Source organism: Pseudophaeobacter leonis (genome assembly GCF_002087335.1).
Taxonomy (GTDB): domain Bacteria; phylum Pseudomonadota; class Alphaproteobacteria; order Rhodobacterales; family Rhodobacteraceae; genus Pseudophaeobacter; species Pseudophaeobacter leonis.
The window spans coordinates 1-23,108 of sequence record NZ_MWVJ01000045.1 but is presented as its reverse complement, the minus strand read 5'-3'; the positions used below and the strand labels follow the sequence as shown (position 1 = coordinate 23,108).

The window sequence follows — 23,108 nt, the reverse complement described above, 5'->3', positions numbered from 1 at the left end:
ATGGATGGATCTAGGGATCGCAGGGAAACGCGCTTTGGTATGTGCCAGCAGCAAAGGTTTGGGTCTCGGCTGCGCCGAGGCTCTGGCCGAAGCCGGTGTGAATCTGGTGATGAATGCGCGCGGCGAAGCGGCGCTGTTGGAGGTGGCTCAGAAGATTCGCGAAACCTATGGCGTAGAGGTCGAGACGGTTGTGGCGGATGTGACCACGGTTGAGGGCCAGGAAAAACTGCTCGCAGCGGCGCAGGGCGTGGATATTCTGGTCAACAACGCGGGCGGGCCGCCTCCGGGCATGTGGTCCGACTGGGAGCGTGACGATTTCATCAAGGCGTCCAGCGCCAATATGCTGGCTCCGATTGCCCTGATGAAGGCCTTGCTGCCGGGGATGATGGCGCGTGGCTGGGGCCGCGTGGTCAATATTACCTCGCAATCCGTGAAGGCGCCTATTGCTGTTCTGGGCCTGTCCAATTCGGCGCGCGCCGGTCTTACCGGGTATGTGGCAGGCACCTCGCGGCAGGTTGCAGGCAGTGGTGTCACCATCAACAACCTGTTGCCCGGCATTCATGCCACCGACCGGGCCGTGTCGCTCGACAGTGGCGTCAGCAGCCAACAGGGGATCAGCATGGAAGAGGCGCAGGCCCAACGTGCCGCAACCATTCCCGCCAAACGCTATGGCACCCGGAGTGAATTTGGCGCTGCCTGTGCCTTCCTTTGTTCGCAGCACGCAGGGTTTATTGTGGGCCAAAACATTCTTTTGGATGGTGGGGCCCCCAATATGACGCTCTAGCCAGCCGCAGGTTTGCTACTGTCTTGCTACATGCTTGCTGCGGGGCGAACGGGCATTTTATCAAAACACTCTCGTTATTCGGAGCGCGCCTATGGCCAGCGGCTATTCCCTGAAAGACCAATTGTTCAATCTTGAGAAGACCCGCTATCTGGCGGGTCTTTTTGCCAGTGCCGCGCCCGATTTTCAGGCCGGCCGTTTTGAAGCAGACGTAATGGCTGGGCTGTTGCCGCTGGAGCTGAAGGCCCGCATCAACTGGATCGCCGAGGTGCTGGGACAGCACCTGCAGGGCCCCTTGCCCGAGGTGGCGCCGATCCTGCTAAAGGCGCTGCCGCCGCCGCTGGATCCTGCAAAAAGCGATGACGATTTTGGCGATTTCATCTTTGCCCCCCTGGGTGAATTTGTGGTGGCGCGCGGGCTGGAACGGCACCCCGAGCTGGCGCTTGATCTGCTGGCCGAACTGACACAGCGCTTTTCGATGGAATGGGCGATCCGGCCCTTTCTGAACCAGCATCAGGCCGTGACGCTAACGCGCATGCAGGACTGGATGCGCCACCCAAGCTACCATGTGCGCCGCCTGGTGAGCGAGGGCACGCGGCCGCGTTTGCCCTGGGGGCAGGGCGTTAGCCTGGCGCTGACAGACCCACTGCCGTTGCTTGATCATCTGCACAGCGATCCAACGCGCTACGTGACACGCTCGGTTGCCAATCACCTGAATGACATTGCCAAGAAAGACCCGGATCTGGTTCTGGATCGCCTTGAGCGCTGGCAGGCGTTGGGCGCCCAACAGCGTGATGAGCTGACCTGGCTGACCACGCATGCCTGCCGGGGGCTGGTTAAAGCGGGCCATGGCAGAGCCCTGCGTTTGCTTGGATTTGACCCGGATGCCGAGGTCGCAGTAAAACTAACGCTAAAGGCTGGGAATGTCCGAATTGGAGAGTCTCTTGAGTTTGGAGTTGAGGTAACTTGCACGAATGACCTGCCTGTAATTGTCGACTATATTATTATCTTTCATCGGCCTGCGGGCAAAAGTTCACAAAAGGTTTTCAAGATGAAGAAATCTCAAATTAAGGGCGGAAAGTTGAAAATTGACAAGCGTCATATGCTGAAAGGTGACGCCACGACCTTCAAATTGCACCCCGGAACGCATCAGCTGCAGATCCTGGTCAATGGGAAGGTGCATGCGCAGAACAGTTTTGAGCTGCTGGCCTGACTGAGATTTCGCCGTCCGGGCAGGGCCGCTGAATTGCGGCAAAACAGAGTGCTGCACCACAAGGCGCGCGCACATTTCTTCACGGCTTCGTTAGCAGCGCTTGTGCCGCCTTGTAGCGCTGGGCCTGACGGGGTAGCCCCATCTTGCGGGCTACCCCGATCTGTAGTGGCCTGCCTGCAGGCGCCTGCGCCGAGCCGCGAAACCGATCCAGTTGTCCCAGTCCCACCCCTTTGGAGAGCCGCCCTATGACCCATGAAGCCGTGCAGAACTACTATGGAGAGGTGCTTCAGGGCAGCGAGGATTTGCAGACCAATGCCTGCTGCACGCCAGACGATATTCCGGATCATGTCAAGGCGGTGCTGTCGCAGATCCATGACGAGGTTTTGATGCGCTACTACGGCTGCGGGCTGATTGCCCCGGAGGCGCTGGAGGGGGCACGGATTTTGGATCTGGGCTGTGGCGCCGGGCGCGATGTCTATGCGCTGTCGCAGATGGTCGGGCCAAAGGGCCGCGTTGTTGGGGTCGACATGACACCGGCGCAGCTCGACGTGGCCCGGCGGCATCAGCAGTTTCATGTCGAGGCCTTTGGGCATGAGGTGTCGAACGTGGAATTCCATCATGGCTACATCGAAAAACTGGAAGAGCTGGATCTGGAGCCGGGCTCCTTTGATGTCATCGTCTCCAACTGCGTGATCAACCTGGCCACCGATAAGGCCGCTGTGTTGCGGGGGGCGTATCATCTGCTGAAAGAGGGCGGCGAGATGTATTTCTCTGACGTCTACGCGGATCGCCGGGTTCCGGCTGAGATGGCGCGTGATGAGGTGCTCTATGGCGAGTGCCTGTCTGGCGCTCTGTATTGGAATGATTTCCTCACCCTGGCCAAAGGGGCCGGTTTTCACGACCCGCGTATGGTGACATCGCGGCCGCTGACCATTGAGAACCCGAAACTTGAAGCCCGGGTCGCGCCGCTGAAATTCCTCTCTGCGACCTACCGGCTGTTCAAGCTGCCAGCGCTTGAGGCCGCCTGCGAGGACTACGGCCAGGCGGTGGTCTACAAAGGCACGATTCCACATGCGCCACATGGGCTGCGGCTGGATGATCATCATGTGATCGAGACCGGCAAGGTCTTTGCCGTCTGTGGCAATACCTGGATGATGCTGCAGGATAGCCGTCTGGCGGCGCATTTCGACTTCATTGGTGATTTCTCTAATCACTACGGCATATTTGCGGGCTGCGGCGGCAACTCTCCCTTCAACGGGCTTGAACAGGACGGGGCATGGGCGGGCTGCTGCTGAGGACTTGCGCGGCGGCAGTGGGGTTGGTATTTGCCGCAGGAGCCGATGGTCCAGTCGGAAAGCTTGCGAGGCCGAATGAGCATAGGAACCCCCCCGCCGTCCCTGCGTGAGGCCATAGCCCCGCCACGTCTCGAAATCCGCAATATCAAACGATATTTTGTTGGGCGTGCCGTGGTGGATGATGTCTCGTTGCAGATTCAGGCCGGGCAGGTGACCTGCCTGCTGGGGCCTTCGGGCTGCGGTAAATCCACCACGCTGCGGATGATTGCCGGCGTCGAGATGCAGGACAGTGGTGAGATCTATGTCGACGGTCAGCTGATCTGCGACACGGTGTTTCGTGTGCCGCCAGAGCGGCGCCATATCGGGCTGATGTTTCAGGATTTTGCCCTGTTTCCGCATCTGAGCGTGGCGGATAATGTCGCCTTTGGCCTGAAAGGCAGCAAGGACGAGAAACGCATCCGCGTAGAGGAGCTTTTGCAAAAGGTCTCGCTGACGCAGTTCATCGACGAGTTTCCGCATCAGCTGTCAGGCGGCGAACAGCAGCGCGTGGCCCTGGCCCGTGCCCTGGCGCCGCGTCCGCGCATTATGCTGATGGATGAACCCTTTTCGGGTCTTGATAACCGCCTGCGGGATGGCATTCGCGACGAAACACTCACGCTGCTGAAAGAAGAAGACGCGGCGGTGCTTTTGGTCACCCATGAGCCGGAAGAGGCCATGCGGATGGCTGACGAGATCGCGCTGATGCGGGATGGGAAGATCGTGCAGCAGGGCGCGCCCTACAACGTCTATACGCGGCCGCACGACAAGGCCGCTGTGGCGTTTTTTAGCGATATCAATGTGTTGCAGTCACAGGTGAATGGCGCGCTGGCCGAGACCCCCTTCGGTCAGTTCCTGGCGCCGGGCATCGCGGACCGCACTGATGTCGAGATCGTTTTTCGCCCGCAACATGTCCGGATTGATTTTGACCGGGGCGGAAAAGGACCACTGCCGACGGCCACAGATGGCGTGCCCTCACGCGCTGTGGTCAAGCGGGCGCGCTATCTGGGCCATGAAAGCCTGGTGGAGTTCCAGATGGACTATGATGGCTCGATCCTGAAGGTGACCGTGCCGCGGGTGTTTTTGCCCGAAGTCGGCCGCGTCATGTGGCTGACCGTGCCGCGCAACCGGTGTTTCGTCTTTCCGGCCTGACCTGAACCTAAACAGGGCCTGACTGGCCATTCACTGGCGACCGGCAGGACTGCGCTAAAGGGGCAGGCAATCGTTAGCTCTTGTTTGCGTAAGGGTCGTAGTCCGCCAGGGTTTTTCCTGCCTCATCTGTGAACAGCTCGGGCAGGGCGCGCACCGCCTCGATCAGATCAACCCGAAAGACGCGAAAGGCGCCGCGCGTCTCGCACCAGGCGGTGAGGGTCCAGACACGGCCCCAGTACTCCATATGCAAAGGCCGGATGATGCGATCCGTCAGCGTGCCATCCAGGCGGCGATACTGCATCGCGAGCTTTTGGCGCGCCTCTATAGCGGACCGTAAGGGGGGCATATGGGCAAAGCCCCGCGCCGCATCGGCAAAAGGGGAGACCGCGAACTTCCAGGCATCGGCCTCAGCGATGGTGGCCACCGGCAGCACCGCATCTACCTTGGCGGCAAGGGACTGCGCCGCCGCCTTTAGATCGGCATCAGCCGCTTCGGCAACAATGGCCATGCCCAGGTTCAGCGCTTCCAGCTCTTCGGGGGTCAGCGTCAGAGGCGGCAGGGTGATTTGCTCGCGCACCAGATAGCCAACGCCGCGCTCTCCTTCCACCGGCACGCCAGAGGCCACCAGAGTGTCCATGTCGCGGTAGATGGTGCGGCTGGAAACCTCCAGCCGGGCAGCAATGTCCTTTGCGCGATGGAGTTTCCCATCGCGCAGGATCTGAATGATCTCAAAAAGGCGGTCTGTGCGGCGCATGGGGCTACCCTTGGCGCACAGACGGGGGCCGCGTCAAGACAGCTCCCTAGCTGGGGGCCATGGTCCAGTGAATGGTCTCGTGACGAATAGAGACCGTATCCGGCGCGATTGCCGCCATCAGGGCCGGGGCAAAATCCTGTTTTCCAAAACTTTCAGCGACCTGCAGCGCGGTCTGCATGTCTTGCCAGATCACCGTGTCGGTCCAGCTGCCGTCCGCACCGCTGCTGAGGCGGCGAAAGACAAAGCCGGGATTGGCGCGCACAAAGGCCTCGCTGGCCTTGCTGAGGTCGAGGAACTGCGCGGGGCTGACGCCTGCATTCAATCTGAAGGTAACGGTCTCGGCGACGTGGTTGGTCATATCAATCTCCTGTGTGTTGATAGGGCGGTCCTATCAGGGGGCAACTGACATAAACCTGTCAGTTGGATCGCGCGCCGGGCGGAAAAGCCTGTTTTTGCCTCCGTTCTGGCAACAGAGAGCCTCTGTCGGTCTTTGCTCTGGCGCGGTGGCGACTTACACCCGATGACAGAGAATAGTGAGCCGGTGCACCGCGCATTGGCTGAAGTGAAGGGGAGACTCACATGCTCAACAATATCGGCCTTCCTGGCCTGCTGCTTATCGCCGTCGTCGTTTTGGTTCTGTTTGGTCGCGGCAAGATCAGCTCGCTCATGGGCGAAGTCGGCAAAGGCATCACATCCTTCAAAAAAGGCGTAAGCGAAGGCACCGCTGAGCTGGAAGAAGACGCCGCAGCTGACGCCAAGGACGTGACACCAGCCGCCAAGACAGCGCCCGAAAAAGACAAGGCGTAAGCGCTGATGTTTGATCTTGGGCTAACCGAACTCTTGGTTATTGGCGTTGTGGCGCTGATTGTTGTCGGGCCCAAGGACCTGCCAGTGATGTTTCGCAACGTCGGCCGTTTCGTGGGCAAGGCCAAGGGCATGGCGCGTGAATTCAGCTCTGCGATGAACGACGCGGCCGACGAAAGCGGCGTGCGTGACGTGGCCAAGGGGCTTAAGGCTGCGACCAATCCTGTCAGCACGGCAATGGACGGGGTCAAAGAGGCGGCACAGGACATGGCCAAATCGATTGATCCAACCTCGTACAAGCCAGAATCTGAGACGGGAAAAATGGCCGTGGAACGCGCGCTTGAGGCCAAAAAGATTCAGGCCTCAACGGCACGCGCTGCAGCCGAGCGCAAGGCACGTGAAGCCGCGGAGGCGCTTGAGCATGCTCAGGCTGCCGAGGCTGCGGTGGACACTGCGCCAGAGCAGCCAAACGGTGCAGATGCGCCGTCTGAGGGAAGTGAGACCAAAACATGAGCCAGACAGAAGATGTCGAGGATTCGACCGCGCCATTGATCGAACACCTGGCTGAGCTGCGCACCCGTCTGATCCGGGCGGTAATGGCCTTTGCGGTGGGGGTCATCCTGGCCTTTATCGTGGCCGAGCCGATCCTGCAGTTTCTGGTAAAACCGATTGAGGAAACCCTGCGGGCGCTGGGTGACCCCTCTCCGACGCTGCAATATACCTCACCGCAGGAATATCTGTTCACACTGTTCCGCATCTCCATGGTCTTTGGCTTTGCGCTGTCCTTTCCGATGATCGGCTATCAGCTGTGGCGCTTTGTGGCACCCGGGCTCTACAAAACAGAGAAGGGGGCATTTTTGCCCTTTCTCGTGGCCTCGCCCTTTATGTTTCTTTTGGGTGCCTCCTTTGCGCAGCTGGTGGTGACGCCGCTGGCGATGCAGTTCTTCCTTGGCTTTGCCGATGTCAGCTCGATCTTTGCAAATCTGCTGTCGCAGGCGACCGGGGACGTGCCAAGCGATATCGCGGTGGATATGGCCGTGGTGCCCGAGACCGCTGATGGCGTGCGGATCACCTTCTTTGGCAAGGTGAACGAGAGCCTCGATATCACGCTCAAATTCATCATGGCCTTTGGGATGTGTTTCCAGCTGCCGGTTCTGCTGACCCTGATGGGCAAGGCGGGATTGGTGAGTGCAGATGGTCTGGGAGCCATGCGGAAATACGCGGTTGTTGCCATTTTGCTGCTGGCGGCCTTGGTGACCCCTCCGGATGTGATCACCCAGTTGATCCTCTTTGTTGTGGTCTATGGTCTTTATGAGATCTCGATCTTCCTGGTCCGCCGGGTCGAGACCAAACGCGAAGAGAAGTTGCGCGAAGAGGGCTATTACGACGATGAGGATGAAGACCCTCTGATGGCCGAGTTCGATGAGGACGAGGACGTCAAGTAACTCTGTGAGAATGAGAATACAAAAAAACGGGCGCGTCCAGAAGGGCGCGCCCGCTTTGGTTTCTGAAATAGGTGCGGCTTTGAGACCCTGCCTGCTTGCGTACCCTTGCCGGCTCTGCCGGAACGTGTTTGAAATCGGCGACCTAACGACGGAGAGCCCTGATGGACCAGATCCTTTTGACCCGTATCGCCGAAGCTCTGGAGCGGATGTCTCCAGCACCCTTGGCCGCGCCGGACTTTGCGGCGGCTTCTGCCTTTGTCTGGCATGTCGCCCCTGACCGTCTGGAGCCGGTGGCCGAGGTTAGTCGCATTGATCTGGACCTGCTGGTCGGCATTGAACGCGCGCGCGATACCCTGCTGGAAAACACCCGGCGGTTTGCCCATGGTGACGCGGCCAATAACGCATTGTTGTGGGGCGCGCGGGGCATGGGGAAATCCAGTCTGGTCAAGGCAATCCATGGCGCTCTTTTGGCTGATCATCCCGATTTGAAACTGGTGGAGCTGCAGCGCGAGGATCTGCCCTCGGTGACGCGTCTGCTGAACCACCTGCGTCAGGCGCCCTATCGCTTTATTCTGTTTTGCGATGATCTGTCGTTCAGCCATGATGATCAGCACTACAAAAGCCTCAAGGCGGTGCTGGATGGCGGCATTGAAGGGCGGCCCGAAAACGTGGTGTTCTTTGCCACCTCCAACCGTCGTCACCTGATGCCGCGCGACATGATCGAAAACGAGCGCTCCAGTGCCATCAACCCCTCCGAGGCGGTTGAGGAAAAGGTCTCTCTCAGCGACCGGTTCGGGCTGTGGCTGGGCTTTCATCCCTGTGATCAGGATGCGTATCTGTCGATGATAGCAGGCTACTGCCAGGCCCATGGTGTGACGGTCGACCCAGAGGTGTTGCGCGCCGAGGCGATCGAGTGGCAAGCCACCCGTGGGTCGCGCTCTGGACGCGTCGCATGGCAGTTCTTTACCGCTATGGCGGGCCGACTCGGCGTGGCGCTGCGCTAACACCTCAGGCGCGCGCGTTAGGGGCAGAGGCACTGCGTCTCTGTCCGTTCGCGCGCCTTCTCACACGCTGTCTGGCGGACGCATAGTCACGCGATGCACCTGAGCGCGCGCCTTAGTTCAGATAGGGCAGCGGATCCAGGCTGTCATAGCCATTGCGGACCTCAAAATGCAGGGTGGCACCAGCGGTGTCCTGCAATGTGCCAATAACCTGACCGCGCTTGACCTTGTCGCCTTTGGCGACAGAGATTTTGTCAATATTGGCGTAGATGGTCAAAAGCTTGGGGTCATGGCGAATGACGACAATGGGAATGTTTTGGGAATCCTTGGTAATCGCCGCAATGGTGCCGGCTTCGGCTGCTTTGACCGAGGCGCCAGCCGCTGCCGCAATATCAATGCCGTCATTGCGCCCCTTGGAATAGGTTTTTACGATCTTGCCCTGGACCGGGTAGGCCATCGCGGCCTGACTGGGGCGGCTTGGTGCGGGAACATCCACCGTTGGCAGGTTTGCGGGCGCAACACTTGCCGGCGCCAGGTTTTCCTGTGGCAGCGGTTTGGTGGCGCTTGGCGGTGTCGGGGTGGCGCTGCCCTGCCCAGGTGCGGTTGTCGCCTGGGCGTCAGGCGCGCTGCGGGCAGCCTTTTGATCCTTGAGCGGGATCAGCAACTGCTGGCCTTCGCGGATGGCAAAATCACTGCCCAGCCCGTTCCATTCCGCCAGCGATTTCACCGGCACCTGATAGAGGCGGGAAATGGTATAGGCGGTCTCGCCGCGTTTCACTTTATGGCGAAGAGGCTCTGGTCCGTTCTGAACCGGCGCAGGCCGCGGTTTTGGAGACGATTGGATCGTGGTGGTGGTAACAGAACCGGGGTTGGGCGAGGTCGCGGGAGCGGCCTCAATGGCGTTTCCGGCCAGGGCCGCAATATCAACAGCTCCGGGGGAGGCGGTGGTGGCAACGGCAGGCAGACTGTCGGGGGCGCGTCGGGGCAGGACAAGAACCTCGCCTTTGCGCAGGCTGTCCCCAGGCTGCATGCCGTTGAATTTGGCCACCTCAGTGATGGGCAGGCCAATGCGGCTTGCAAGGTCAGAGACGGTGTCGCCGCGCTCAGCCACGGCCACCTGGTAGGAGGGATAGGTGATCAGGCCGCGCGCATCAGGGGCGGGGCGATTTGTCGTCGCCGTCTGGGCGGCCGCGGTGGTGTTGAAGCCGCCAATCTGGCCCCGCAGGTCATAGTCCAGCGGCCCTTCGCAACCTGCCAGCAGGGCGAGCATGGGGACAGTGGCCAGCGCCATCCGAGCGCGTGCGGATCGTAGCTTTGGGCTGCCTGTGGTCATGCTGTCCTCATTCTTTGTCGTGTTTTGCTACCACCGGGCTTTGTGCCGGTCTAGGGCCTCATGTGCTGACAAATTGGCTGTCGTCAATGGTTTTTTACCCACCATGGCACAATCGGCGCGCCTTTGCCGGATTTCAGGTTTCTTTGCCCAAACCTTCAAGCAGCGGCACAAAACGGATTGGGCGCAGCTCATCGTAGTCCAGCCCATCATCGCTTTTGCGGACCCGGATAAGCGTCTGAACCGTGTCGGACTGGCCTACGGGGACCACCATGATGCCGCCGGGTTTTAACTGTGCCAGCAAGGGGCCCGGCGGGTCTTCGGCCGCTGCGGTGACAATGATGCGGTCAAACGGCGCCTGATCCGGCAGCCCGAAGCTGCCATCGCCAACCAGAGAGGTGATATTGGGCAATTGCAGGGCTTTTAAAACCAGCCGCGCTTCCGCACCAAACGGGCATGGCGGTCGATTGTGTAGACGCGGCGGGCAAGTTTTGCCAGAATTGCGGCCTGATAGCCTGACCCGGTGCCAACCTCGAGCGCGGTGTCGCGCGGTGAGATCTGCAGCGCCTGCGTCATCAGCCCGACAACAGAGGGCTGCGAAATGGTCTGACCACAGGCAATGGGCAGCGGTGTGTCCTCATAGGCGCGCTGCGCAAAGATGCCGCGGACAAAAAGACCACGGTCAATCTGTTCCATGGCCTCCAGAACGTGGCTATCCGTCACCCCGCGCGAGCGCAGGGCGAAAAGAAACTGCATCTTGGTTTCCGGGTCGGGACCGCTCATTCGATTACTTTGAACCCGTCGAGCATGTCATGTGCGGTAAGATCCGCCCGCATCGGCGTCACCGAGATATAGCCATCCAGATTGACGCTGGCGTCCGAGTTGGGCGCGGTGTGGACGTGCTGGTCGCCGCCCCGGATCCAGAGATAGCGGCGCCCGTTGGGCGACAGCTGCTCTTCGGCAGAGAAATGAGTGCCACGCCGGAAGCCCTGGCGCACCACGCGACTGCCTTTGACGGCCTCGGCGGGGACGGGGGGGAAGTTGATGTTGTAAAACAGCCGGTAGTCTTTCTCGGCCTTGGGGGCGGCGGCGAGAATTTTACGCACAACCTCGGCCCCGTGGTGCGCTGAAGCCTCGAAGGGGGTGTCGAGATCTTTGTTGTGGGGGCCGAAATACTGCGACAGCGCCATAGCAGGCAGCCCCTGCAGAGCGGCCTCCATCGCGCCACCCAGGGTGCCGGAATACAGGGCATTTTCTGCAGAGTTGTTGCCCCGGTTCACGCCCGACAGCACAAGATCGGGGGGCGCGCCTTTCATCGCAACATGCAGACCGGCCAGAATGCAGTCGGCAGGCGAGCCCTCGGCGGCAAAACGTCTGGGACCCAGCTGGCTGAGCATGGAGGGGCGGGTATAGCTGATGCAATGTGCGACGCCGGACTGCTCAAAGGCAGGGGCGACGGTCCAGACTTCGCCATCCGGCCCCGCCAGGTCCTGAGCAATCTGTTCGAGCACGACAAGGCCGGGTGCACTGATGCCGTCGTCGTTTGTGATGAGAATGCGCATGAAATCCCCTGGCTGTTGTTTGGATCTGAATAGGCACTGGCGGCAAAGGGGGCAAGTGTTTCGACCAACGTGCAGACGCAATCACGGGCCGGTGGGGGTAGCTGTGCCACAGATTGAGGCGCCAGAGTTGATCTGGCGACCAGGCCTGATTTGGGCGTCAGGCCTGATTTGGGGTCCAGACCGGATTGGTATTGCGTCGCGACAACAGGTGCCCGTTCGACAAGACAGGGGTGCAGGCGTGTTTCAGGAGTGAAACAAGCAGCAGGGGGGGCTCCCGCGCGGATCAAAGCCTCTTTGAGGCGTCGATCCCCTTGGGCCCGGCAGGCTGCGCCTGCGGGTATGCCCCAAGCTGTCCGCAACAAGAGAAAGGATGGGGTGGCTGTCTGCCTTAGTATCGGGAGGCTGCCTGCCCTAGTTCAGAATTTCTGACAGCAGGCGGCTGGCCTCGGCATGGATGTCCGTAAGGGGGCTGCGGTCTTCGCCGGGAAAGAAACGGGCGCGCAGGGCGGTTGGCATGGGATTGGGCTGCAGTATCTGCACGCTTGGGCCGGTTTTGACCGTTTCAGCCTGCCAACTGTGCGCCAGTGCCATCTGGGCCGCCTTACTGGCGCCATAGGCTCCAAAGAATTTCTCTCCAGCGCGGGGGTCGTCGAAAAACACGGCCCGGCCAGTCTGCCCCAACAGGGGCGCGACATAGGGGATCAGAACCGAGGGCGCCGTTGCATTGATGGCAAGAGATTTGCTCCAGTCTTTTGGCGCAACTGACGTCGCCGGACTGAGCGGGGCCGCATGGATCGCTGTATGCAGCCAAAGATCGAGATGCCCCCAGCGATCATGAATACCCCGGCAAAGGGTGGCCATGGCCTCCGGAACGGTGATGTCCATCGGTGCCAGGGTGGCAGAGCCTCCAGCCGCCTGAATGCGATCATCGAGGTCTTCCAGCGCGCCGGTTGTCCGCGCGACGGCAATGATGTGGTGCGTCGGAGCAAGGGCTTCGGCAAGGGCAGCACCCAGGCCGCGCGATGCACCGGTGATAAGAGCGATTTTCTGTGTCATGGGCTGCCTTTTGATCCGCTTGGCCGAAGGGGTCAAGTCTCCATCTTATCGCCGCGGCGCGTGACCTATGATGGTCGTCTCCTGTGCCTGCTGAAAAGACCCCCCGCAAAGGTGTGAAAAGCAGTGCATTCTTTCGCCTGCTGGTGGCCAGAAATGTGCAGGCTGAGAGTGTTAGCTGCCGGGCATTTCCAACTTTTGCGTGCGACCAGATTTCTCCAGCACGAGGCCAGTGGCGTCGATGCCGAGAACCTTGCCATTGGCGACTCGGCTGCCGGGTCGCACGGTTTTTACGCGGCCGCTGGGCAGGCGCACCATGGCGCTGAGGTCGCCTTTTGAGCCAAACAGCCCAAGCAGGCTGAGGCTGTTTTGCGGCAGGGCGCTGGATTGAGTGGCCTTGCGGGCCACAAGGTCTGAGGTTCCGGAGGCAGCAGTACTGTTTGTCATAGATTTGGGAGTCCATACCGTCAGCTGCACAGGGCAGCGTGTCGGGGTAATAAGGGGAAAGGGCAGGTGCGCGGGGGCGCTGTGATCTGAGGTTTGGTGGGTTAAGACTGTCTTTTCTTGTGGGTGCAGCAGCCCGCACAGCCGGGCCGTCGTTTGCGCATTTCGTGGATCTGAACACTCAGCTCAGTATTTAGGCCTGCAGGCAGGCCTCTGGTCTGTAGCTGGCTCCGCTTGCGGGCCAGGGGCGCAGATAGCCCCCTTGGGGCCGACTTACGAGCCCGGTTGGCAACCAGTTGCTGTGTGGTGGATGGGATCGGCGGAACCTTGCAGGCAGGCGTGGAAAAAGGCGGGGGAATTTTGCTGCCTTCCGAATAATGCGGCTGCTTTGGGCGGCTGTTTTGGAAAGGGTCAGACCAAAGGCGGCAGGGCGGCGCTGTGACAGCCGTAGTCAGGAATCATACACCAGCGAGGCGAGATCATGACCATAGGCATGCAGCAGCTCAAACAGCTCTTCCAGTTGGGCGCCTGAATTTTGCAGGGCGGCCAGCGGATGGTTTGGCTCAGAGATCTGCAGTTCGGGATACTGCCCTTCAGGACGCATGTGCAGCATGCAGGCAACGGGGGTGCCATCTTCGGGCGGAATCGCGTTGGAGAGCCAGGCGGGGCGACTGCCCAGGCTTTCGGTTTCCTGCATGTCCAGCAGATCAAGATAGGCGTCAAAGTCCTCGACCCCGAGATTGGCCCAGGTGCCCAGAATGAACTCTTCGCCTTCACTGCCGGTCACGGGGATTGCCAGCACCGCGCGGATGAACCGCAGATCACCAAGACGGCAAAAGTCATCTGTCAGCACATCGCCGGATTGCGCCAGAATGGCGGAGTTATCCTGAACGACCAGATCCTCAGAGCCAATGTCAGGACGGTCACAGCTGAGGCTGAGCAGCTGCGAAAAAGTCGCGCCGCAACAGCGACATTGGCGCGAGGAGGTCAGCATACGGGCGAGATGGGCATCCAAGGGGCGGATCTTTCGAGGGGCCCGCGGGCGGGCTGCAAAAACAAAGGAAAGGCGCCGACCTGTTGGATTAGCGCCTCTCCCGAATGACGTTGGGGCTGCTCTTAGCCTGCTTGCGCCGCGAATTCAAACCCCTGATGGAGCCGCTTGAAGGCGAGGGGCGAAAGGCAGGAAAGGAAATGCGCCCAGTACGGCAGACCAGATGAGATCAGGTGGCGAGTTTCATGCTGTTCCAGGATTCTCCGGGGGCCGGCAGGTCTTTGATTTTCTCGCTGACCCGGCCACTGGTTTCCAGCGAGTCCAGATAGTCTGCACTGACGCTGCCGGTGACATATTTGCCGTCAAAGCAGGAGCAATCAAAAGCATCAATATCGGTGTTGCCTTCTTTTGCAGCCCAGACCAGATCCTCAAGGCGCTGATAAATAAGCGCATCAGCACCGAGCTCTTCGCAGATTTCGTCGGTGTTGCGACCATCCGCGATCAGCTCATGTTTGGTCGGCATGTCGATGCCATAGACATTGGGGTATTTCACCGGTGGCGAGGCACTGGCGATATAGACCTTTTTGGCGCCGGCATCGCGACACATCTGAACGATCTTCTGGATGGTATTGCCGCGCACGATGGAATCATCAATCAAAAGCAGATTGAGCCCCTGCATCTCCAGCGGAATGGCGTTCAGCTTTCGGCGCACCGATTTCTGCCGCTCGGCCTGACCGGGCATAATGAAGGTCCGGCCGATGTAGCGATTCTTTACCAGGCCTTCGCGGTAGCGGATGCCCAGCGAGTTTGCCACTTCCAGCGCAACGGGACGGGCAGAATCAGGCACAGGAATGACGCTGTCTATCCCAAGATTGGCCTCGCTGATCTGCTGAGCCAGTGTCTGGCCCATACGCAGCTGGGTCTTGTAGACCGAGATCCCATCCAGCATCGAGTCCGGGCGGGCCAGATAGACATATTCAAAAATACAGGGTGTCAGCTTGCCCTCGACTGCCTGAAAGCTGTGCATGTTGCCGTCAAGGTCGATGAGAATCGCCTCGCCCGGGTTCACGTCCCGTAGTTTTTCAAAGCCGTTGATGCCAAAGGCCACGTCCTCAGAGGCAAAGGCATAGTCGTCGCCCTCCCCCTTTGCGTCGCGCTGAGCGATGGACAGGGGGCGGATGCCATGGGGGTCGCGAAAGGCGAGCATGCCAACACCGGCAACCAGACAGATCACCGAATAGGCGCTCTGAATGCGCTCCATGGTCATCTTTACCCCGGCAAAAAGGTTGCGGATGGGGTCTTTGGTTCCGTTGACTTTGATGCTGTCAGATATCTTGTCCGCCAGCACGTTCAGCAGGATTTCGGAATCCGATGTGGTGCGCAAATGACGGCTGTATTTGGCCGTTACCTTGTCGCGTTGCTCGGCCGTGTTTGTGATATTTCCGTTGTGTACCAGATAGATGCCATATGGGGCATTCACAAAGAACGGCTGCGCTTCTGAGGCGCTGAGAGAGCCTGCAGTCGGGTAGCGTACATGACCGATGCCAACCTTGCCGCGCAGGGTGTCTGCGTCCGTGGCGTTGAAAACATCCTTGACCAGCCCGTTGGCTTTGCGTTCACGAAAGAACTCGCCAGTATAGGTGACAATGCCTGAGGCGTCCTGGCCGCGATGTTGCAACATCAGCAACCCATCGTAAAGTTCCGCAAAGACCTCGTCCTGTCGGCTTGCGATCCCCAAAATCCCGCACATTGAATGGCTCCAATTTCACTGTAGCGTTGCTGTTCGGTTGCTGCAGATCCGCTGACCTTGCCGCGGCTCTGCAGGGGCTTCCTAGCTTGGATGGCCAGCAGAATACAGAAGAAAGCAGGGTTTTTGCTGCGTCATTTTTTGTTCTGACGTCGCAGTTGAATATTGTGCGCTCTTTACGGGCAGGGTTTCTGCTTTGGCGCACTGTCCGGGTTGCAAATGCATCTTTTGCGTGCGGGTGGGCGTGTGAGCGGGCGCGTTGGGGCAAATGGCGGCAGGCCTCTTGGCCTTGGGGCGCGCAAAAGGCTGGGATCAGGCGGCGGCTTTAGGAGTAGCCAAAAGCTCTTTCAGGAGGTCGGGATAACGGGCGTTCTCAAGCGCAAGGCCGGTCAGCGCCAGGGCCCGACCTTCTTCGCTTGCCAGGATCTGCCGGGTCTCAGACAGGGAAAGCTCTTTGAAGGCACCATCGGGTCCGCCCGTTCCGGCCTGCATCAGCATACCGCTTTCGGCCCAGGTCAGCTCTTCTTCGGCACATTCAATGTGGATGCGGCCCAGACGTTCGGGGCTGAGAGCCTTGATGCCTTTGTGACCAGCCAGTGAAATCAGGTTCACCAGAACCAAAGGCAGGCCAAAGAGGCGTTCAACCGCGTCCAGCTCCAGAGCGACCATTTGGTCTGCGGGCAGCTCAAGGTCGCAATCATTGCCAAGGGCACCGGCAGGCACGTGCATCAGAGTGGTCACGCGTGGCACCGCATGGCGCACCACTTCGACTTCCTGACATCCACCATCAAAGGTGTAGACCATATCGCCTGGCTTTACGTCACGGGCCTGGATAAAGCCGCGATCGGTTTCCACCAGCGTTTCTGGCAGGAACCCACCGGTTCGGCTGCGTTGAGGCGCTTGGACCAAAGGCTCTGGGCGCAGCATAGGGAAGTCCAACAGAAGGCCCACCGGCTGATAATCGGCGAAAGTGTTGAAATGATCCAGCAGCATGGTGTCGTCCTTCTGAGCGAAAGTGCCTGTTCGTCTGTGTTGAGCCTATGTGGCCTCCGAATTGGGACGGAAATGGGGCAGGGGTGCGGCCAATTTCGATCTTGGGCCGTTTTTTGGCGACAAAATGCGATTTTTCTCAGGATTGTTAACCTTTGGCCGCTGCTGGTTGAGGATTTTTTAAGAATCTGCCCCGGAATCAAAGTCTCTCAATGAGATCTGGAAAAAGTGATTCTTATTGGTTAACAAAAACTTAATGGTTAACAGGGGATGTTAACCTATCAGGAGCCAGTCTGTGGATAAACCTGTGAAGCCTTTGCTGAACCATAGAAAAAGGGCACCGATAAGGCGCCCTTTCTAAATCGTGTCAGATTTACCTTGGTAAACAAATAATCGCTTAGGATCCGCAGGAGCCTATCAGCGCCTCATATTGTTGTGTCACCCAGCCCAAGGCCTGTTCTGGATTGCGATCTTCGACCTTGCCAATCAGCCGTTCAAACACCACCGAAGAGCGGCTTTCGTCAACGATTGTAAAATTCTGGCCGGTCATCACCACATTATAGAGGAAGAAGGCAATCGCCACGAGCAGGATGCCCCGCAGCACGCCAAAAAAGAAGCCGGCCCCCTGGTCGAGGCCGCCCAGAGCGGAGCGCTGCACCAGTGAGGAAAACAGCGGGGTAAAGAACGAGACGACAATCAGCGCCAGAGCAAAGACTGCGGCAAAGGCGGCGATGATCGACAACTCGCAACTGTCAGAGATAAATTCGCCTATCACAGGGATTTCTGCCATCAGCGGCTCCACCTGTGGTGCGAACATAAAAGCGAGGATGCCTGCTGCGATCCAGCCAGCAATGGCCATGGCCTCGCGGACAAAGCCGCGCGAATAGGCCAGAAGCGCCGATAATACGATGACCAGGGCTACGACCCCGTCAATAATTGTGAAACCTTCCATGTCCCTCGCCCGTTAGCCTGCGATAAAATTTAGGCAAATCTAGCCGGCTCCAAAGAACTCACCAACAAAACCTGCCAGATCGGAGGCTTGGCGCAGGCCAAGACCCTTGATCGAAACGGCTTTGCCCCCACTCGGGGCAATTGCAGAGGTGAAACCAAGTTTTTGCGCTTCTTTCAACCGGTTTTCGGTCTGTGGGGCCGGGCGAAGGGCTCCTGACAGCGATATTTCTCCAAAAACTGCTGTATCTGCCGGAAGTGCCACGTCTTCACGGGCGCTCAGCAGGGCGGCGGCGACCGCGAGGTCGGCGGCGGGCTCGGTGATTTTCATGCCGCCCGCCACGTTGAGATAGACATCCAGCCCGGCAAAAGGAATGCCGCAGCGCGCCTCGAGCACGGCGAGGATCATCGCCAGTCGCGAGCTGTCCCAGCCGACAACCGCGCGCCGGGGCTGCGAATGTGGCGAGGGGGCCACCAGCGCCTGCATCTCGACCAGCACCGGGCGGGTGCCCTCAATGCCGGCAAAAACCACGGATCCCGGCGAGGGCTCACCGCGGCCCGACAGGAACAGTGCCGAAGGGTTGGTGACCTCGGCAAGGCCCGCGCCGGTCATTTCAAAGACGCCAATCTCGTCAGAGGGGCCAAAGCGGTTTTTGACGGCCCGTAAAATACGGAACTGATGGCCGCGCTTGCCTTCAAAATAGAGAACGGTATCGACCATGTGTTCGACCACGCGGGGGCCGGCAATCTGGCCGTCCTTGGTGACATGGCCAACCATGATGATCGAAATCCCCTGACTTTTGGCAAAGGTCGTCAGCTCATGGGCGGCGGCGCGGACCTGGCTGACAGACCCCGGCGCGCTGTCGACATGGTCGGCCCACATGGTCTGGATCGAATCGATGATCGCCAGTTGCGGCTTTTCCGCCTCAAGCGTGGTGAGAATGTCGCGCAGGTTGGTTTCGGCGGCCAGTTTCACAGGCGCCTGTGCCAGCCCCAGACGCTGCGCCCGCATACGCACCTGCGCCGAGGCTTCCTCGCCGCTGACATAGATGGTTTTCACCCCAGCCTGCGCGAATTGCGCCGCGGCCTGCAGCAGCAGGGTGGATTTGCCGATGCCGGGATCACCGCCAACCAGAATGGCCGAGGCCGCAACCAGCCCGCCGCCCAGCACCCGGTCGAGCTCACCAACGCCACAGGTGGCGCGCGGCGGTGGCGTCTCTTCGGTGGAGAGATCCGACAGCGGGATGGTTTTGCCCCGCCGGATGCCGAGGGACTTTTTTGCGGGGCCTGCAGAGGAGAGACCTTTGTCTTCAACAATGCTGTTCCACTCGCCGCAGCCTTCGCAACGACCGGACCATTTTGAAAAACCGGCGCCACAGGCCGAACAGGAGAAGGACTTTGATTTTGCCATGGGGCAGCTCTGCCTGATGTTCAGGGTTTGTTCAAGGGGGCTGTCGCGGCAAAAAAGCAAAGGCTCCCGCCCCCTTGGCCTCCTCTGCTGCCGCAGAGCCAGCCGCAGGGTTGGGCCTGGCGCCGCTGGCGCGGCGCAACAGAAAAGAAAGCCAGGAAAGAAAGAGAAGATTTGGCTGAGAAGCGCTTCAGGGGCAGGACTGCCCTGAAAGCACGGGTGCAAGTATGACTGGCGCTTTGTTGCTGCAATCCTGGCCTAGCCTCCGTCCTGAGACAGGGCGCTGCTCTATGCGCGCAGCGTCATTGAGAGGCCGCAGCGCGCAGGTGGCGCTCTGTCAGCAAGCGGAGGATGATTGAGGCGATGATGCAGGCGCTGAACATGTAAAGACCCCAGGCGGTTTCAATCGTGGCGTAGCCGATGCTTTTGGCCAGGGTGATGTAGAGCGCGATGAGGAAGACATCGGCCATGGCGAGTTTGCCCAAGACATGCAGCACCGGCTGGGCGCGGGGGTCCAGCAGTCCCCATTGTACCAGCGCCAACCCGATGGTTTTGAGGTAGGGCGCGAAGATGGCAAAGAAAGTGACGATAAGCGCCAGCACCATGTCGCTGCTCCAGAGGCTTTGCAATCCGGTCACCACCGAGATTTCCGAAAGGCCAAAGATCGGCAAGAGGCCTGCCCGCATAAGGGGCGCAAACCAGGCTACGGGGTAGAGAATTAGTAGCGACAGAGTGAGAAGACGTAGAAACATGGGGATCCGGTGTTTTGTGGTTGCTCAGACTTGTGCTTTCTTCGACTTTTTTAAAAGGGGGAAACGTTGTGAGTGTCCATCAGCACGGCTGGTTTTGGCTCGGCCAGCGCCGTTCTGTCTCCAATCGAGGCTACTTGCCGTGGTCTGTGATAGGTTACTTGCCTTGGTCTGTCATGGTTTCCTTGGTGGGAGAATTTGAGGGCTGACCAGATGAACAGTATCAGTCGTAGCCATGTTCATGCAGCAGCAGACCAGCAAACAGATATGTTGTGACCAGGCAGAGAACCAAAGCGATTGAAGCATGCAGCCGGAAATACCCCAGTCGCACAACGTTTACCAAGAGGATGCAGACCGCAGCCGAAAACACGGGGGCAAGAGCGAATGAAATTCCCAGGAAAATGTACGGAAGACCGGGGCCGATTGTCAGAAACAGGCTGATCAGGATTGAAAAGAAGCACACCGTTGGAAGGGCCATCAGAAGTTGGCTCGTTCGATGAAGAGGTGTCTGGCCTTTAAGCCGACTTCCTAGAGAAATTGAGGCGAAGGCCCCGGCAAAAGGGCCGCAAAGAAGGATTAGAAACAGAAACCCCAATTATCGAACGGCTTCAATCGGCCCCTCGGCGCGACCGTGGATGAACTGATCCAGATAGGGATCACCGCTGTCATCCAAGTGTTCCACCGGACCCGTCCATTTGATCACGCCGTCGTGCAGCATGGCGATATTGTCGGCGATAGCGCGCACCGAGGTCATGTCGTGGGTGATGGTCATCGCGGTGGCGCCCATCTCGACCACGATCTCACGGATCAGATCGTTGATGACGCCCGCCATGATGGGATCAAGACCGGTGGTGGGCTCGTCAAAAAAGATGATTTCGGGCTCGGCGGCGATGGCGCGGGCAAGGCCGACGCGCTTTTGCATACCACCGGACAGCTCAGCCGGCAGTTGGTCTGCGACATCGGGTTTGAGGCCGACGCGGCGGAGTTTCTCGATGGCGATCGCGCGGGCTTCTTCAACCGGGCGTTTCAGAGCCCCCCGTAGCAGGCGAAAGGCGGCGTTTTGCCAGACGGGCAGCGAGTCAAACAGGGCACCGCCCTGAAATAGCATGCCAAAGCGCGCCAGAAAGGCATCGCGGTCCCCAGAGTTGGCGGGCTTGCCATCGACGTAGATTTCACCAGAGTCCGGCGTGATCAGGCCAAGCACGCTTTTGAGGGCGACGGATTTACCGGTGCCAGAGCCGCCAATGATCACCATCGAGCTGCCTTTGGGGATCTCAAGAGACATGCCGCGCAAAACCTTGTTGGTGCCAAAGGCCTTGTGGACGTTGTCCAGCTTGATCATAGGGTGGGATGTGTTGGACGGGGATGTTTTTGCCTGTGTCATAGCGAGAAGAACACCCCAGTCAGGATAAAGTTGGTGGCCAGGATCAACACGGCGGCGGCCTCGACCGAGGATTTGGTCGCGCTGCCAACGCCCTGGGCGCCGCGCCCCGATTGCATTCCGTAGTAGCAGCCCATGGTGGCGGCGATGGTGCCAAAGAACGCGCCTTTGACCAGCGAGGAAATCAGATCCAAGGGCTCAAGAAAATCAACGGTGTTTTTCAGGTAGGCGGCTGAGTTAAAGCCAAGGTTGTGCACCGAGACAGTGTAGCCGCCGGCAATGCCGATGATATCGCCGATGCCAACCAGAACCGGCACGGTGACCAGAGCTGCCAGCACCCGCGGAGCCACCAGATACTGCATTGGGTTGGTGGACAATGTCACCAGCGCGTCGATCTGCTCGGTGACTTTCATGGTGGCGATCTCGGCGGCAACCGATGAGGTGACGCGGGCGGCGACCATCAGCCCGACCAGAACCGGTCCAAGTTCGCGCACCATGCCAATGGCGACAATCTGCGGCACCACGGCTTCGGCGTTGAACCGCGCGCCACCGGCATAGACCTGCAGCGCCAGCGCGCCGCCGGTGAAAACGGCTGTCAGGGCAACCACGGGCAGCGACAGCCAGCCGATCTGCAACAGCGACAGGGCGAATTCGCGGGGATAATAGGGCGGGCGCAGCATATGGGTGAAGGTGCTGACAGCAAACAGCGCCACACGGCCAATGGCTGCGAGGGCTGCAAGTGCCACACGGCCCAGGCGGGCCAGAAGACTAAGCGGGTTCATCCCTGATATGTCCGTGCATAGCGATGGCCAAGCGAGGTGAGAATCTCATAGCCGATGGTGCCGGCCGCATTGGCGAGGTGATCGACGGTTTGCGCCTCATTGAGAAGAGACAGGCTTGCGGGGCCCTCCGCAAGAGCGGTGATGTCCACAGTGATCAAATCCATTGAGATGCGCCCGACAACCGGGCAGGTGGTGGTCCCGGCATAAAGCGAGATGCCGGTATTCATCAGCGCACGCTGCAACCCGTCGGCATAGCCGGCCGCCACAGTGGCAATGCGACTGGGCCTCTGCGCCACCCAGGTATTGCCGTAGCCGACGCTTTCGCCAACTTCAACATCGCGGGTCTGGATCACCGGCAGGTCAAGCTGCACCACCGGAAGCGCTTCGGTAAAGGGCGGCCGCCATAGAGGCCAACTCCGGGACGGCACAGGTCAAAGGGATAGTCGCGCCCCAGCAACATCCCGCCCGTTGCGGCAAGCGAGCGGGGCAGCTCAAGGCCATCGGTCATGTCGCGGAAGGTCTTGAGCTGCAGCGCGTTCATCGCATGTGCGGGCTCATCGCTGCAGGCCAGGTGCGACATCAGCAAAACCGGCCTTTGGCCCAGGGCAATGTCGCGAACGGCGCCCCATTCTGCGGGCTCCATGCCAAGGCGGTTCATGCCGCTATCCAGTTGCACGCCAAAGTCATGGCCCGGCAGCGCCTCAAAATGGCGCAGCATCTGGTCGAGGGAATTCAGCATCGGGGTCAGCTGGAAGTCTTTCAGCAGTTTGGCGTCACCCTCCATATGGCCGGAAAACACCGAAATACCGGGGCCGGGGCCGAGGGCACGGCGCAGCGCCACGCCTTCTTCGGCGGCGGCGACAAAGAAATTGCGTGCGCCGACCTTGGCCAGTGCCTTGGCCACCCGGGCCGCATCCAGCCCATAGCCATTTGCCTTGACTACAGCTGCGGTCTCGCAGTTGGTCATAGCGTTCAGATTTTGCCAGTTGGTCACCAGCGCATCGAGATTGATTGTCAGTTTAGCCGTGCTCATGCCCCGTTCTTGACATGCGCGGGGCGGGGGTCAAGTGAAATTCGCGGGGAAGTTTGCGCCTTGTGGCTGGTATTGGCTACATGTGGCTGGTTTGGATGCTTGAGCGGACGCTTGAGCCGAACGAACTGATTTAAGTCGGCAGTTGCGCCTTATGCAATGGCTGTTCCTTATGGCAGCACTGCGGTGTGGTTTCAACGGGTCGTCGCAAC

At 59.7% G+C, this 23,108-nt stretch carries 22 protein-coding genes and 2 pseudogenes; 8 read left to right on the top strand and 16 right to left on the bottom strand.

What is annotated here, in order from left to right; translation table 11 throughout:
- Positions 1-4 precede the first annotated feature (4 nt).
- The 4 genes from B4968_RS10990 (at position 5) to B4968_RS10975 (ending at position 4,477) form a co-directional block, all read left to right on the top strand.
- Positions 5-784 carry an SDR family oxidoreductase gene (locus B4968_RS10990; protein ID WP_083099056.1) on the top strand — a complete coding sequence of 260 codons (780 nt, stop codon included), beginning with the start codon at positions 5-7 and terminating at the stop codon, positions 782-784.
- A gap of 91 nt (positions 785-875) precedes the next feature.
- Entirely contained in the window at positions 876-1,994 is a 1,119-nt protein-coding gene (locus B4968_RS10985) for a YhaZ family DNA alkylation repair protein (protein ID WP_083099054.1), read from the top strand.
- Positions 1,995-2,239: 245 nt separating this feature from the next.
- Entirely contained in the window at positions 2,240-3,289 is a 1,050-nt protein-coding gene (locus B4968_RS10980) for a methyltransferase domain-containing protein (RefSeq protein ID WP_083099052.1), read from the top strand.
- A gap of 75 nt (positions 3,290-3,364) precedes the next feature.
- Positions 3,365-4,477 (top strand): ABC transporter ATP-binding protein, encoded by a 1,113-nt coding sequence (locus tag B4968_RS10975; protein ID WP_083099050.1) that lies wholly within the window; start codon positions 3,365-3,367, stop codon positions 4,475-4,477.
- 73 nt (positions 4,478-4,550) lie between these two features.
- On the opposite strand, the gene B4968_RS10970 is transcribed toward B4968_RS10975, so the two are convergent.
- A complete protein-coding gene (locus B4968_RS10970; protein ID WP_083099048.1) occupies positions 4,551-5,231 on the bottom strand; it encodes a helix-turn-helix transcriptional regulator in 681 nt (226 codons plus the stop codon).
- Positions 5,232-5,277: 46 nt separating this feature from the next.
- Positions 5,278-5,589 carry a hypothetical protein gene (locus B4968_RS10965; RefSeq protein ID WP_083099046.1) on the bottom strand — a complete coding sequence of 104 codons (312 nt, stop codon included), beginning with the start codon at positions 5,587-5,589 and terminating at the stop codon, positions 5,278-5,280.
- A gap of 221 nt (positions 5,590-5,810) precedes the next feature.
- Here B4968_RS10965 and B4968_RS10960 point away from each other — a divergent pair, with 221 nt between their 5' ends.
- From B4968_RS10960 to B4968_RS10945, 4 genes are all read left to right on the top strand, one after another.
- Positions 5,811-6,038 (top strand): twin-arginine translocase TatA/TatE family subunit, encoded by a 228-nt coding sequence (locus B4968_RS10960; RefSeq protein WP_083099044.1) that lies wholly within the window; start codon positions 5,811-5,813, stop codon positions 6,036-6,038.
- 6 nt (positions 6,039-6,044) lie between these two features.
- Complete coding sequence (gene tatB / locus B4968_RS10955) at positions 6,045-6,548, top strand: Sec-independent protein translocase protein TatB (RefSeq protein WP_083099042.1); 504 nt, start codon at positions 6,045-6,047, stop codon at positions 6,546-6,548.
- Positions 6,545-7,480 carry a twin-arginine translocase subunit TatC gene (gene tatC, locus B4968_RS10950; RefSeq protein WP_083099040.1) on the top strand — a complete coding sequence of 312 codons (936 nt, stop codon included), beginning with the start codon at positions 6,545-6,547 and terminating at the stop codon, positions 7,478-7,480. The genes tatB and tatC overlap by 4 nt, the downstream gene beginning before the upstream one ends.
- Before the next feature lie 161 nt (positions 7,481-7,641).
- Positions 7,642-8,484, top strand: a complete 843-nt coding sequence (locus tag B4968_RS10945; RefSeq protein ID WP_083099039.1) for an ATP-binding protein — start codon at positions 7,642-7,644, stop codon at positions 8,482-8,484.
- Between the two features lie 112 nt (positions 8,485-8,596).
- On the opposite strand, the gene B4968_RS10940 is transcribed toward B4968_RS10945, so the two are convergent.
- The 14 genes and pseudogenes from B4968_RS10940 to alr form a co-directional block, all read right to left on the bottom strand.
- The gene (locus tag B4968_RS10940) at positions 8,597-9,814 is read right to left on the bottom strand and encodes a peptidoglycan DD-metalloendopeptidase family protein (protein WP_083099037.1); all 1,218 of its coding nucleotides are present in this window, start codon (positions 9,812-9,814) and stop codon (positions 8,597-8,599) included.
- A gap of 133 nt (positions 9,815-9,947) precedes the next feature.
- A pseudogene (locus B4968_RS10935) lies at positions 9,948-10,594 on the bottom strand (protein-L-isoaspartate(D-aspartate) O-methyltransferase).
- The gene (gene surE / locus B4968_RS10930; protein ID WP_083099035.1) at positions 10,591-11,373 is read right to left on the bottom strand and encodes a 5'/3'-nucleotidase SurE; all 783 of its coding nucleotides are present in this window, start codon (positions 11,371-11,373) and stop codon (positions 10,591-10,593) included. Before surE ends, B4968_RS10935 begins: the two are co-directional and overlap by 4 nt.
- Positions 11,374-11,784: 411 nt before the next feature.
- Positions 11,785-12,429, bottom strand: coding sequence for an SDR family NAD(P)-dependent oxidoreductase (locus B4968_RS10925; protein WP_083099033.1), 645 nt, complete (start codon positions 12,427-12,429; stop codon positions 11,785-11,787).
- Positions 12,430-12,600: 171 nt separating this feature from the next.
- Positions 12,601-12,873, bottom strand: a complete 273-nt coding sequence (locus B4968_RS10920; RefSeq protein WP_083099031.1) for a hypothetical protein — start codon at positions 12,871-12,873, stop codon at positions 12,601-12,603.
- Between the two features lie 448 nt (positions 12,874-13,321).
- Positions 13,322-13,864, bottom strand: a complete 543-nt coding sequence (locus tag B4968_RS10915; RefSeq protein WP_083099147.1) for a DUF2199 domain-containing protein — start codon at positions 13,862-13,864, stop codon at positions 13,322-13,324.
- A 226-nt stretch (positions 13,865-14,090) separates the two neighbouring features.
- Positions 14,091-15,611: an amidophosphoribosyltransferase gene (gene purF, locus B4968_RS10910; RefSeq protein WP_083099029.1), complete on the bottom strand. Its 1,521-nt coding sequence runs from the start codon at positions 15,609-15,611 to the stop codon at positions 14,091-14,093.
- Positions 15,612-15,920: 309 nt separating this feature from the next.
- Positions 15,921-16,601: a Hint domain-containing protein gene (locus tag B4968_RS10905; protein ID WP_083099027.1), complete on the bottom strand. Its 681-nt coding sequence runs from the start codon at positions 16,599-16,601 to the stop codon at positions 15,921-15,923.
- Between the two features lie 394 nt (positions 16,602-16,995).
- A complete protein-coding gene (locus tag B4968_RS10900; protein WP_083099025.1) occupies positions 16,996-17,550 on the bottom strand; it encodes a CvpA family protein in 555 nt (184 codons plus the stop codon).
- A 39-nt stretch (positions 17,551-17,589) separates the two neighbouring features.
- Positions 17,590-18,957 (bottom strand): DNA repair protein RadA, encoded by a 1,368-nt coding sequence (radA, locus tag B4968_RS10895; protein WP_083099145.1) that lies wholly within the window; start codon positions 18,955-18,957, stop codon positions 17,590-17,592.
- A gap of 299 nt (positions 18,958-19,256) precedes the next feature.
- Positions 19,257-19,706, bottom strand: a complete 450-nt coding sequence (locus tag B4968_RS10890; RefSeq protein WP_083099023.1) for a paraquat-inducible protein A — start codon at positions 19,704-19,706, stop codon at positions 19,257-19,259.
- Positions 19,707-20,298: 592 nt separating this feature from the next.
- On the bottom strand, positions 20,299-21,045 hold the full coding sequence (locus B4968_RS10880) for an ABC transporter ATP-binding protein (protein WP_083099019.1): 747 nt from the start codon (positions 21,043-21,045) through the stop codon (positions 20,299-20,301).
- A gap of 38 nt (positions 21,046-21,083) precedes the next feature.
- Complete coding sequence (locus B4968_RS10875) at positions 21,084-21,866, bottom strand: MlaE family ABC transporter permease (RefSeq protein WP_083099016.1); 783 nt, start codon at positions 21,864-21,866, stop codon at positions 21,084-21,086.
- Positions 21,863-22,899 (bottom strand): annotated as a pseudogene (gene alr / locus B4968_RS10870) (alanine racemase). Before alr ends, B4968_RS10875 begins: the two are co-directional and overlap by 4 nt.
- Positions 22,900-23,108: the final 209 nt, after the last annotated feature.